This window comes from Pseudaeromonas paramecii (genome assembly GCF_039540575.1).
Taxonomy (GTDB): domain Bacteria; phylum Pseudomonadota; class Gammaproteobacteria; order Enterobacterales; family Aeromonadaceae; genus Pseudaeromonas; species Pseudaeromonas paramecii.
In genome coordinates, this window is sequence record NZ_BAABFC010000003.1 from 69,678 (window position 1) to 82,687 (window position 13,010).

The window sequence follows — 13,010 nt, forward strand, 5'->3', positions numbered from 1 at the left end:
GCCCACTCTCCCGGCCCAACCCATGGTATAAGGGACGCCTGTCCCACCGTCCTGGTTCATTCCATGTCCACTGCCGATCGCCGCATTCCGGTCAGTCTCATCAGCGGCTTCCTGGGCGCAGGTAAGTCCACCCTGCTCAACCACTGGCTGCAACAGCCGCAGCTGGCGAAAGCCGCCGTGCTGATCAACGAATACGGCCCGGTGGGGGTGGATCATCACCTGGTGCGCCAGCTGGACCATCAGCCGGTGCTGTTGGCCTCCGGCTGCATCTGCTGCACCTTGCAGGGCTCCCTGGTGGACAGCCTGCAATCCCTGTTTTTGCAGGCGCTGCGCCGCCAGGTCCCGCCCTTTGACCGCCTCATCATAGAAACCACCGGCCTGGCGGATCCCGCCGGTGTCATGTTCACCCTGCGTCAATCGCCGTTTCTGGCTGAGCGCTACCGCTATGCCGGTCTGCTGACGGTGGTGGACGGCCAATATGGCCTGGCGCAGCTGGAGACAGAGCCCGAGGCCCTCAAGCAGGCGGCTCTGGCGGATGCCCTGCTGATCAGCAAGCCGGATCTGTGCACCGAGGATCAGTTGCAGGCACTGCAGCAACGGCTGGTCCAGATCAACCCGGGCGCAACCTGTCAGACCGTCGCCCATGGTCAGGCGGAGGTGGCGCTGTTGGCGCAGCTGTGCCCGGATCCCGCCAGCTCGCCCCGGCGCCTCAAACGCTGGCTGCAGCCTGCCACCACCATAGGTCTACACGGCGATGGGGCCCCCGCCCATGGCGTCACCAGCTTTTGCCTGACTCTGCCGCCTCAATGGGGCCTGGCGGATCTGCTGGCCGCTCTGGAGCGGGTGCAAAACCGGCATGGCGCAGCCTTGCTGCGCCTCAAGGGCCTGGTGCGTTTTCCCGGCGACACGGCCCCCCTGGTGCTGCAGGCGGTGCATGGCACCCTCTATCCCCTGGCCAGGCTGGCGGAGTACCCGCCTGAGCTGACGGACAACCAGCTGGTATTTCTGACTCGTAACCTCACCCAGGCGCAGCTGGCGGAGAGCTTCTTCGAATGCTGACACAGGTCTCTTTCGAGGCCATTTGCCACGGCGAGCCAGACACCAGCTGCTATATACAAGGGACGACTTGATCTAACCTGGCGCCGGATAGCCATGCCTGCGGTCAAAAACAAGAATCAATCGACACCCAATCGCGTCTGGTCAGGGCTCTTGCCCTGGCTATTACCCCTGGGTGCCGCACTGTTTGGCCTCGAATGGCTCATTGATCGCCTGGTGACCGACCCAATCTGGCACCTGTCATTGGTGACAGGTAAGGATCTTTTTCTCCTGCTGTTGTGCGCCCGCCTGCTGTTGCGCACCACGGCCAACCGAACAACCCCGCCATCCGGACCACTGGCCTGGTGGCTGCTGGCCGGCCTGTTGCTCTCCCTCTCCTTGCTGCTACCCCCCTGGCTCGCCGAACAGCAGGCTCGCCCCTTGCAACAGGCCGCCCGTCAACAGGCCGTCCGCGTTCAGGACTGGCTGACCGCACAGTGGCAGGCCGGTCGCCAGTTGAGTGAGGATCCGGCACTGCTGCGCCTGCTGTCGGCCTCGCCTAAGCCGCCGGTGCGCCGCTGGCAAGAACGGCTGGCCAGCCTGATCCGAGCCAGCGAACTTCACGGGGCCTGGCTGCTGGATCGGACAGGGAACCCCCTGCCACAACAAGCGGCACCTGGGCCCGGGCCCCTGCCCAGCCCGGCCTGGTTGGTCAGACAGCCAGTCAGTCCCCTGCTAGCCCCACCGGGGACACAGACACAATTTCTGGATTTGCTGTTACCCCTGGGCCCGCCGGACTCGCCGCAGGGCTGGCTGTTGCTGCGCCAGGATGTGGGGCGTCAGCTGCTGCCGAACCTCAATCGCGCCGACCAGCCGTGGCGCACGGATCTGCTACGCCTGCAGGCCGATGGCCTAGTGCCGCTGTCCCCCGACGCTGACTGGCTCGCGCCAAACGCCGCCGGGCAACTGCTGCAGGCGGTGCAACACAATCAGCGGACCCAGACCCAGCTACCCTGGCTGGCCTGGCAGCCCCTGGCCGTGCCCAGCTGGCTGCTGGTGGTGCATGCCGATCCCCTGACACTGAACGAGCGCCTCTGGCGCTGGCTCGGCCTGCTGCTGGCAAGTCTCGTCCTGCTGGGCGCGCTGGCCCGTCGTCTCTGGCCTCTGGGCCCGGCAGCCCACGGCCTCGGTCATCCCTCGCGCCACCCACCTGACGACGAGTCCCTGCTGGCCCACTTCTTCGACATGCCCTTCGTCGGTCTGGGGATAGGCACCCCCCAACGCCAGCATTGGGACAGATACAACCAGAAGCTGTGCGACATGCTGGGCTATGATGGCCCCAGCCTGGCCCGCCTCAGTTGGGGACAGGTCAGCCAGCCCGATGACTGGGCGCGGGAGGCCCCGCTACTGCAGCAGGTGTTGGAGGCGGGACTGGACAGTTACCGGCTGGAGAAGCGGCTGCTGCACAAGGACGGCCACCTGATCCACACCAGCTACGAGGTGCGTCCCATCCGGGATGAAAATGGTCAGGTCACCCACCTGATGACCCTGGTGGACGACATCAGTCAGCGGCGGCAAACCGAACAGGCGCTGTTGCGACAGAAGGGCCTCTACAACACCCTGTCCCACACCAGCCAGATCATAGTGCGCACCACCCGGCGGCAGGATCTGTTTGAGCAGATCTGCCGCATCCTGGTGGAACAGGGGGGCCTGCGTTTTGCCTGGATCGGGCTGTTCGGCCGTCCGGCTCAAGGCGTGCAGATCAGCGCCTGCCACGGACAAGGGCGCAGTTTTCTGGAAGAGCAGCCCTGCCTGCAATGCGAGCAGGGGCCGGTGCAACGGGTCCGCCAGAGTGGTCACCACTATCTGTGCAATGACTACCAGCAGGATCCCCTCACCCAGCGCTGCCATGAGCGGGCCCTGATGGCCCAATTCCGGGCGGCCGCCCTGTTGCCCATCTTCGAGGACAAACACCTGATCGGCGTCATCAGCCTGTATGCCGATCAAGTGGGCTTCTTCACCCATGAGATGATGCAGACCCTGGATCAGATGGCCAACGATGTCTCGTTCGCCCTGGACAACCTGCTGCGGGAGGCCGAACGCATGGAGGCCATCAGTGCCTTGCGCAGTGCCAACCGGGTGGTGGAGGCCAGTCAGGTGGTACTGCTCAGTCGCCGCGCCGAACCCCAGCTGCCCATCAGCTATGTCTCCGGCAACGTGCAGCGCTGGGGTTTCAGTCCACAGCAACTGCTGAGCCACAGCCTGGAATTCGAACACCTGATCCACCCGGACGACCGGCTGCGAGTCCGGGCCCAGCTGGCCCAGATACTGCGCACCCAGCCCAGCCACTTCCGTCTGGAATACCGGGTGCTGACCCGGGAGCAGGAGGTGCGCTGGGTGGAGGATCAGGGCCGGCTGCAGCAGGATGGTCTGGGCCGCCCCCTGGCCTACGAGAGCGTGCTGGGGGATATCACGGAGCGCAAGCACACAGAGCTGGCGCTGCAGGAGAGCGAGCGGCTGTTCCATACCCTGGCCACCATGGCTCCCGTGGGTATCTTCCGCAGCAATGCCCGCGGACGGCTGACCTATCTCAACGACCGGGCTGCCAGCCTGATCGGCCTGTCCACGCAGCAGATACTGAACAACCACTACTGGTCGGCGGTGCACCGGGATGACAAGCTGCGGGTGCTGCGCCACTGGCGGCGGGCCACCCACCATGCGGTGCCGGCCCACCAGGACTTTCGCTTCGTCCATCCCGATGGCCGGGTGCTGTGGGTCAGCGTGGCCACCGAACCGGAATTTGACGAACAACATCGGCTACAGGGCTTCATCGGCACCCTGACCAACATCACGGCCCTCAAGGAAAACGAGCTGCGCCTGAGCCAGGCCAACGTGGTGTTCGACAACAGTCACGAAGGCATCATGATCACCGATGCCCACGGCCGCATCCTGGCGGTCAACCCGGCCCTCACCGACCATCTGGGTTTCCCGGCCACCGAGCTGCTGGGCCGCACCCCCACCCTGTTTGGCGTACAGGGCCAGGGCCCGCAGTTTTTCGAACTGGTGGATCAGGCCAGAGTCAATCAGAACCACTGGCGTGGCGAAGTGTGGAGCCGCCGCAAGGATGGTGAGCTCAGGCCCCAGTTGCTGAGCATCACGCTGATCCGGGATGAACAGCAGCAGCTGATACAGAGCGTCTGCGTCTATACCGACATCTCCCAGCTCAAGGCCTCCGAGGCCAAGCTGGAATTCCTGGCGCACCATGATCCCCTCACCGGCCTGCCCAACCGCATCCTGATGCAGGATCGGCTGGAACAGGCACTCAAGCGCGCCCGGCGGGAGCAGGAGCGTTTCGCCCTGCTGATGCTGGACTTGGATCGCTTCAAGAACGTCAACGACAGCTATGGCCATCCCATGGGGGATGCCCTGCTCAAGGAAGTCGCCCTGCGGCTGAGCAGCCGCTTACGACAGAGTGATGTCATCTCCCGCCAGGGTGGCGATGAGTTTACCGTGCTGCTGGAGTCCAATCCCAGTCTCAATGAGGTCTCACGCATCGCCGAACAACTCATCGAACTGCTGCAGCAGCCGGTGCGCCTGCCCAACGACCAGGAGGTGGTGGTGGGCGCCAGCATCGGCATCAGTCTGTTCCCGGAATTTGGTCAGCATGCCGACGAGCTGCTGCGCCAGGCCGACAGCGCCCTGTACCGGGCCAAGGCCGAAGGCAAAGGCTGTTTCTGCTTCTTCTCCACCGAGCTGACCCAGGTGGCTCAGGAGCGGTTGGCCCTGGAGATGCGCCTGCGACGGGCCATAGAGCAAGAAGAGTTCTGCCTCTACTACCAACCCCAGCTGGAGATCCGCAGCCACCGGCTGGTGGGGGTCGAAGCCCTGATCCGCTGGCAGGATCCCCAAGGGGGTCTGATCTCACCGGCCCAGTTCATTCCCTTGGCCGAAGAGACGGGCCTCATCAACCGCATTGGCGAATGGGCCTTGTGGGAAGCCTGTCGCCAGGGCCAGCGCTGGCGTGAGGCGGGCCTTCCGCCCTTGACCATGGCGGTCAACCTGTCGGCACGCCAGTTGCGCCAACCCGGCCTGGGGGACAACATTCGCCACATACTGGCGGAGACCGGCTTCCCACCCCAGCAGCTGGAGCTGGAGCTGACCGAAAGCGCCCTGATCGAGCGAGAGAGCGAGTGCATCCAGCTGCTCAACGAGCTGCAGGCCCTGGGCATCCAACTGGCCATTGACGATTTCGGCACCGGCTACTCCTCCCTGGCCTATCTCAAGCGCCTGCCGCTAAACATGCTCAAGATCGACAAACAGTTTGTGGATGAGCTGCCCCATCAGCGGGACGACACCGAGATCGCCAGCGCCATTGTCGCCATGGGCCACGCCCTGGGGCTGAGGGTGCTGGCCGAAGGGGTGGAGACCCCGGAACAGCTGGCCTTCTTGCGCCAGCTGGGCTGTGACCGGCTGCAAGGTTATCTGCTCAGCCCCCCCCTGCCCCCCTGCGCCTTCGAAGAAAAAATGCGAAGCTGGATCCTGACCCCGGATACGGAACAGCTTTTGCGAGTGTAACCACATGCGATCCCCTTCCCTGCTCACCCTGGCCCTGGTGAGCACCCTGGCCCAGGCCGCCCCCGATATGGCCCATTGGCAGACCGCCTTCGGCCTCACCGCGAAACAGATCCAGCAGGGCCAATGGGCCGACCAAGCCAGACAGGCCTATGACGCCGCCCAGACGGCCAGTGGCCAAGCCCGGGGAACCCTGCTGCGCCAAGCCAGCGGCCTGAGCCTGCTGGCCGCCCACCCCAACCGCCGCACCCCGACCGACAATCAGCACTACGCCAATGCCGCGGCCTATTATCTGGCGGCCGCCCAGGCGCTGGGCTGGAAAACCAGCCTGCTGCCGTTGGTGGTGCAAGGTAAACGGGTTGAGGCACTGTTGCATCTGCCACCCCAGGCCCCCACCGCCTGGCTGCTACTGCTGGGCGACGAAGATCTGAGCGGGCTGGAGGCGGAGTCCTGGCGCCAGGCGGCACAGGCGGAAGGCTGGGGTCTGCTGAGTCTGGATCTGCCGGGCAATGGCGCGGCCAAGGAGCTGGATCTGGATGGTCAGCCGGATCTGGTGCTGGCCGCCAGCCAGGCGCTGCGCGAACAGGATAGCAAACTCCCCCAGCTGCTGGTGGCGCGGGGCTGGAGCCAGCCGTTGGCCCTCAATGCCCTGCTGGCCCAGGATGCGTTTGCCGCCACCCTGCTGTTGTGCCCGGCGGACTTTTCGCACCCTTCAGCATTGCTGCGCCTGCGCTTGGGCGCCCGCACCGGCCAGGCGGACGCCCTGAGCCAGCTGCAGCAGGCCATCAGCCTGGGCGAGCCCATCAGTACCCATCCCCTGCTGCTGGTGGCCGCACCCAAGCACCCGGCCATTCATCGGCTGATGCCCCTGAGCGAAGAGGCCGAGCTGCTGCCGCAAGCGCCCTGCCAACGGGATGACCCGCAGCACTGGCTCGACTGGCTGCGTCGGCAGCTGGCGCGCCCCGATCGTCCTTGAGGCGGTTGTGCCAGGAAACGGACTCCACCGACTCAAAAAATCGCTGCCAGCAAGGGAACAGGCCCATTGGCGCAGGGGCGTCTGTGACGAGATCGGTGGGACAAGAGTAATGCAGAAAACAAAAACCCCCGCCATAAGGCAGGGGTTTATAAATGGTCGGTGATAGAGGATTCGAACCTCTGACCCTCTGGTCCCAAACCAGATGCGCTACCGGACTGCGCTAATCACCGGGGGTTTGAGCAAGAGAGTGGTGCGAGAGGAGGGACTTGAACCCTCACGTCCGTGGGACACTAACACCTGAAGCTAGCGCGTCTACCAATTCCGCCACCCTCGCACGGGTGATATCTCTTTGAACTTGTTGACTTCGGCCAGAACGACCGCCGTCTGAATTTGGGGTGGCTGATGGGGCTCGAACCCACGACAACAGGAATCACAATCCTGGACTCTACCAACTGAGCTACAGCCACCATTGCTGTCTGATTGCCCGAAACTCACTGACCATTCATGGTCTCGCCAAAAATGGCGCGCCCGACAGGATTCGAACCTGTGGCCTCTGCCTCCGGAGGGCAGCGCTCTATCCAGCTGAGCTACGGGCGCTCGTCGTCGGACGGGGGCAGATACTAAGGGCCGACCTCTGCCTTGTCTAGTCTTTTTAGCAAAAAAACCACCGACTGGACAAATTTGTCACAGATGGGCGGCAAACTGTTCAAGCCGATGTGAAACCGTCACCAATCTGGGTACAGCTACGCTTGGAACCGCAGAGCAAGATGACTAGAATTGCACCACTATGTAAGGCAAGGTAAAGGCTAATCCTGTGCCACGATTAGGATTTGGTTAGGCTTTTGCTCCCTATGATGCAGCAGGGAAAATGGCCGAAGCCACTCCTGGTTTATCCCACCTCACCTGGTTGGGCAGGGTACCTTGACACAGAGACAGACGTCTCGAGCATGGAATTAGGCACCCCATTACCCTTGAGAACGACAGAGACAGGCTCGGGATACATACGAACACCAGATGCCCTGCCCGCCAGGGCTCTGAACAGTCACCGCGTTCGGCCGGCTTTTTTTCCTGGATGACGCTGATTTGCCGGCACCGGCCGCCAATAAACCGCAGCGGACGCCATGCACACTGGCGCGACACGCTAGCTCAAAACAATCTATATCGGGAGACAGTAATGAAAAAATGGATGGCCATCATGCTGGTGATCGCCCTGCTGATCTTTGGCAGCGTCATCGGCTACAACATCATCAACATCAAGGGCAAGATGGACGAAATGGCCAACCAGCCGGCGCCCACCTTCCCGGTCACCGCCCTGCAGGTCAAGGCATCCGAATGGCACCCCATCATCGATGCCATCGGCTTTATCGAGCCGAATCAGGGGGTGACCCTGAGCAACCAATCCGATGGCAAGGTGGTGGGCATCCGCTTCGAATCCGGCCAACAGGTGAAGGCGGGTCAGAAGCTGATCGAGCTGGATACCGCCGTCGAGAAGGCCAACCTGAAGGCTGCTCAGGGCCGCATGCCGGCCACCAAGGCCAATCTGGAGCGGATGCGCAGCCTCTATGCCAAGGGCTCGGTGGCCAAGGGCAACCTGGATGACGCCGAGGCCGAATACCTGGCACTGGCCGGCCAGATCGAATCGCTGCAAGCCACCATAGACAGACTGACCATCTCGGCCCCCTTCGCCGGTCAGGTAGGGATCCGGAACGTCTATCTGGGGGAATACCTCAAGTCCGGTACCGACATAGTGCGGCTGGAAGATACCAGCCTGATGAAGATCCGTTTCACCATTCCCCAGACCGACATCTCCAAGGTGAGTGTGGGCCAGTCCCTCAACATCTTCGTGGACGCCTACCCCAACCAGCCCTTCAAGGGCCAAATCAGCGCCATCGAGCCGGCGGTCAACGCCCAGTCCGGTGTGGTGGAGGTACAGGCCGCCATCCCCAATACCCACAACCTGCTGCGCTCCGGCATGTTCGCCAAGGTACAGGTGCTGCTGCCGGTGCTGACGGATCAGGTGGTGCTGCCGCAAAACGCCATCAACTTCACCCTGTACGGTGAAACCGTGTTTGTGCTGGAAGACGGCAAGACAGCCCAAGGCGAGCCGGTGAAGATCGCCAAGCAGGTGGTGGTCAAGGTGGGCGAGCGGGCCGGCAACGACGCCCATGTCATCAGCGGGCTCAAGCCTGGCGATCTGGTGGTCACCAGCGGCCAGATCCGACTGTCCAACGGCAGTCAGGCCAAGTTGGTGGAGGACAAGACCCTGGACGTTCCCGCCACTACCCCCATGCTGTAAGCGGAGCCGGCCATGAAATTTACCGATACCTTCATACGCCGCCCCATCCTGGCCATCTCCATCAGTCTGCTGATCGTACTGCTCGGTCTGCAGGCGCTGAAGGGGATGCAGGTGCGGGAATATCCCAAGATCACCAATACGGTGATCACGGTGACCACCAGCTATTACGGCGCCAGTGCCAACCTGATCCAGGGCTTCATCACCCAGCCCCTGGAGCAGGCCATCGCCCAGGCGGACAACATCGACTACATGACCTCCAGCAGCCAGTTGGGCCGCTCCACCATCACGGTGAACATGAAGCTCAACACCGACCCGAACGGCGCCCTGTCCGACATACTGGCCAAGGTGAATTCGGTGCGCTCCCAGCTGCCCCAGGAGGCGGAGGACCCGAGTCTGGACATGTCCACCGGCTCCAGCACCTCCATCATGTATATCTCCTTCTCCAGTGAGGAATTGAACGGCTCCCAGATCACCGACTACCTGGAGCGGGTGGTGAAGCCCCAGCTGTTCACCGTGCCCGGGGTGGCCAAGGTCAACCTGTATGGCGGTACCGAGTTTGCCCTGCGCATCTGGCTGGATCCGGATCGCATGGCGGCCTATAACCTCACCGCCTCCGAGGTGATCTCGGTGCTCAAGGCCAACAACTTCCAGTCTGCCCCAGGTCAGGCCACCGGCTACTTCATGCTGTACAACGCCGACGCCAAGACCCAGGTGGACAACGTGGCCGATCTGGAAAGCCTGGTGGTGGCCAGCCGTGACGGCGCCGTGATCCGCCTGCGGGACATCGCCAAGGTCAGCCTGGAGAAGAACCACGACACTTACCGCGCCATGGCCGACGGCAAGGATGCGGTGGTCATCGGCCTGGATCCCTCCCCCTCCGCCAACCCGCTGGACATCGCAGCCCTGGTGCGGGACATGATGCCGGAGCTGCAGCGCAACCTGCCCTCCACCATCAAGATGGAACTCTTGTATGACTCCACCGATGCCATCAACGAGTCCATCGATGAGGTGGTGAAGACCATAGTCGAAGCCGGCCTCATCGTGCTGGTGGTGATCACCCTGTTCCTCGGCTCCCTGCGGGCCGTGGTGATCCCCGTCATCACCATACCGCTGTCCCTCATCGGGGTGGTGATGTTGATGCAGCTGTTCGGCTTCACCATCAACCTGATGACCCTGCTGGCCATGGTACTGGCCATCGGCCTGGTGGTGGATGACGCCATCGTGGTGGTGGAAAACGTGGATCGACACATCAAGGCCGGGGAGGACCCCTTCCGCGCCGCCATCATAGGCACCCGGGAGATTGCGCTGCCGGTCATCTCCATGACCATCACGCTGGCGGCGGTCTACGCCCCCATCGCCTTGATGGGCGGGGTGACCGGCTCGCTGTTCAAGGAGTTCGCCCTGACCCTGGCGGGGTCGGTGTTCGTCTCCGGGGTGGTGGCCCTGACCCTGTCGCCCATGATGTGCTCCAAGATGCTCAAGGCCCACAGCAACCCCAACGCCTTCGAGCGTGGGGTGGAGAATACCCTGGGCCGGCTGACCGAGGCCTACCGCAACGCCCTGGACAAGGTGATGACCCGCCGCCCGGTGTTCATCGTGTTCGGCATCATCGTCTTCTTGTCCCTGCCGGTGCTGTTCAAGCTGATCCCCTCCGAGCTGGCGCCGTCTGAAGACAAGGGCGCCTACATGATGATGGCCCGGGCCCCCAACACCGCCAACCTGGACTACATCCAGAACAACATGCGTGAGATTGGGGATAAGCTGAAGCAGGATCCGGCCATGGCCACCAGCCTGGCGTTTGCCGGTGTCCCCAACTCCAACCAGGGCATGGGCATCGCCGTGCTCAAACCCTGGAGCGAGCGGGAAGACATCAAGACGGTGCTCCACCGCACCAATGCCAGCATGCAGGACATGCCGGCGGTGACCGTCAGTACCTTCCAGTTCCCCGAGTTGCCCGGTGCCGGCGGCGGTCTGCCGCTGCAGTTTGTCATCACCACCCCCAACAACTTCGAAAGCCTGTTCCAGGTGGCCATGGATGTGATGGAGAAGGTGAAGGCCCATCCGGCGTTCGTCTATTCGGAGCTGGATCTGACCTTCGACTCCGCCACCATGCGTATCCGGGTCAATCGGGACAAGGCCGGCGCCTACGGCATCACCATGCAGGATATCGGCGTGGCCATGGGCACCATGATGAGTGACGGCTACGTCAACCGGGTGGATCTGGATGGTCGCAGCTACGAGGTGATCCCCCAGGTGGAGCGCAAGTACCGCCTGAACCCAGAATCCATCAAACGCTACTATGTGCGGGCGGCGGACGGTCGCAGCGTGCCGCTGGCCAACCTGGTGGATATCGATCTGGTCACCGAGTTGCGGGCCCTGCCCAAGCTCAACCAGCAGAACGCCGCCACCATCGCCATCATGGCCATCGAGCCCATGGGCTCGGCGGTGAAATTCTTTGAAGACGAGGTGGTGCCCAGTCTGCCGGCGGGTTACCAGCATGACTACCTGGGGGAATCACGGCAGTTCGTCACCGAAGGCAACGCCCTGTTTGCCACCTTCGCCCTGGCGCTGTTCGTCATCTTCCTGGTGCTGGCTTCCCAATTTGAAAGCATCCGGGATCCCCTGGTGATCCTGGTGTCTGTGCCACTGGCCATCTGTGGCGCCCTGATCGCCATGGCCTGGGGCCTAGCCACCATGAACATCTACACCCAGGTGGGTCTCATCACCCTGGTCGGCTTGATTACCAAGCACGGCATCCTGATCTGTGAGGTGGCCAAGGAGGAGCAGCTCAAGCAGGGCCTGGATCGCATGGAAGCGGTGAAGCTGGCGGCCACCGTCCGTCTGCGCCCCATCCTGATGACCACGGCCGCCATGGTGGCAGGTCTGATCCCCCTGATGGGCGCCCAGGGTGCCGGGGCCATCAGCCGTTTCGGCATCGGTCTCGTCATCGTTGCCGGGCTGTCCATCGGTACCCTGTTCACCCTGTTCGTGCTGCCGGTGATCTACACCTATCTGGCGGAGCGCCACCAGCCCCTGGAGGTATTCGACGAAACCATACCGCCCAAGGCCGGCGGCCACCATTGATGACACACCGGCCAGCTCGTCTGGCCGGTTTCTTTTCTGTCATCATGCAATGCTCGCTATGTGACCGCGCTCTCATGCATAATTCGGCTGGCATACCTATCTACCCAACTGGAACCAGCCATGTCCGACATCCTCAATAGCGTCATCCTCGGCATCGTCGAGGGCATCACGGAATTCCTGCCCGTCTCCAGTACAGGGCACCTGATCGTCACCCAGGAACTGCTGCAGTTTAAGGGCAGTGACACCTTCGAGATCGTCATCCAGCTGGGTGGCGTGCTGGCGGTGCTCTGGTTCTACTTCCAGACCCTGTGGCAACAGGCGCGCCAGGTAAAAGACGATGCCGAGGTGCGTCGCTTCTGGATGGGGGTCATCCTCGCCTTCCTGCCCGCCGCCTTCGTCGGTCTGGCGCTGCACAGCTACATCACCCACTACCTGTTCAATGCCGTGACGGTGGCGGTGAGCCTGATCGTCGGCGGCATGGTGATGTGGTGGATCGAAGGCCGTCCCCAGCCGGCGGTGGCCACCACCAAGCTGGAGCACGTCACCCCCAAGCAGGCTCTGACCATAGGCCTGGCCCAGCTGTTCGCCCTGATCCCCGGCGTCAGCCGCAGCGCCTCCACCATCATGGGCGGCATGCTCACCGGCCTGGATCGACCCACGGCCACCGGCTTCAGCTTCTTCCTCTCCATCCCCACCCTGGGGGCGGCCAGCCTCTACTCCCTGATGAAGGATCTGGATGGGGTCAGTGACCATGGCCTGCTGAATATCAGCATCGGCCTGTTCACCTCCTTCATCGTCAGCCTGCTGGCCATCGGCTGGCTGCTGCGCTACGTCAGCAAGCACAGCTTCCGCGGCTTTGCCGTCTACCGCATCCTGGTGGGCATCGCCATCCTGGCGCTGAGCACCACCGGCATGCTGCAACTGGGCGCAGCCTAAGCGCCTGCGGCCCGGCAACGCCGGGCCCTCCTGACGAGGTGGCCGCACCAAGCGGCAACCTCGGGTGTATCTCCGACATCAGGTCGGCTTGCGATGGCCGCTATGCCTTGG

General features: G+C 63.1%; 6 protein-coding genes and 4 tRNA genes. 6 read left to right on the plus strand and 4 right to left on the minus strand.

Annotation, left to right across the window (positions count from 1 at the left end; all coding sequences use genetic code 11):
• Positions 1 to 63 precede the first annotated feature (63 nt).
• From ABD847_RS02940 to ABD847_RS02950, 3 genes are all read left to right on the plus strand, one after another.
• Positions 64 to 1,059 (plus strand): CobW family GTP-binding protein, encoded by a 996-nt coding sequence (locus ABD847_RS02940; RefSeq protein WP_345009888.1) that lies wholly within the window; start codon positions 64 to 66, stop codon positions 1,057 to 1,059.
• Between the two features lie 93 nt (positions 1,060 to 1,152).
• The gene (locus ABD847_RS02945) at positions 1,153 to 5,610 is read left to right on the plus strand and encodes an EAL domain-containing protein (RefSeq protein WP_345009890.1); all 4,458 of its coding nucleotides are present in this window, start codon (positions 1,153 to 1,155) and stop codon (positions 5,608 to 5,610) included.
• 4 nt (positions 5,611 to 5,614) lie between these two features.
• Positions 5,615 to 6,583 carry a hypothetical protein gene (locus tag ABD847_RS02950; protein WP_345009892.1) on the plus strand — a complete coding sequence of 323 codons (969 nt, stop codon included), beginning with the start codon at positions 5,615 to 5,617 and terminating at the stop codon, positions 6,581 to 6,583.
• Between the two features lie 153 nt (positions 6,584 to 6,736).
• Here the strand turns inward: ABD847_RS02950 and ABD847_RS02955 are convergent.
• The 4 genes from ABD847_RS02955 to ABD847_RS02970 all read right to left on the minus strand — a co-directional run bounded on the left by ABD847_RS02955 (position 6,737) and on the right by ABD847_RS02970 (position 7,180).
• Positions 6,737 to 6,813 (minus strand) — tRNA-Pro (locus tag ABD847_RS02955).
• 18 nt (positions 6,814 to 6,831) lie between these two features.
• Positions 6,832 to 6,917 (minus strand) — tRNA-Leu (locus ABD847_RS02960).
• Positions 6,918 to 6,974: 57 nt separating this feature from the next.
• A tRNA-His gene (locus ABD847_RS02965) sits at positions 6,975 to 7,050 on the minus strand.
• Positions 7,051 to 7,103: 53 nt separating this feature from the next.
• Positions 7,104 to 7,180: transfer RNA gene (locus ABD847_RS02970), tRNA-Arg, on the minus strand.
• Between the two features lie 577 nt (positions 7,181 to 7,757).
• Here ABD847_RS02970 and ABD847_RS02975 point away from each other — a divergent pair.
• The 3 genes from ABD847_RS02975 to ABD847_RS02985 all read left to right on the plus strand — a co-directional run bounded on the left by ABD847_RS02975 (position 7,758) and on the right by ABD847_RS02985 (position 12,899).
• On the plus strand, positions 7,758 to 8,879 hold the full coding sequence (locus ABD847_RS02975; RefSeq protein ID WP_345009894.1) for an efflux RND transporter periplasmic adaptor subunit: 1,122 nt from the start codon (positions 7,758 to 7,760) through the stop codon (positions 8,877 to 8,879).
• Positions 8,880 to 8,891: 12 nt separating this feature from the next.
• A complete protein-coding gene (locus ABD847_RS02980) occupies positions 8,892 to 11,963 on the plus strand; it encodes a multidrug efflux RND transporter permease subunit (protein WP_345009896.1) in 3,072 nt (1,023 codons plus the stop codon).
• Between the two features lie 120 nt (positions 11,964 to 12,083).
• On the plus strand, positions 12,084 to 12,899 hold the full coding sequence (locus tag ABD847_RS02985) for an undecaprenyl-diphosphate phosphatase (RefSeq protein ID WP_345009898.1): 816 nt from the start codon (positions 12,084 to 12,086) through the stop codon (positions 12,897 to 12,899).
• Positions 12,900 to 13,010: the final 111 nt, after the last annotated feature.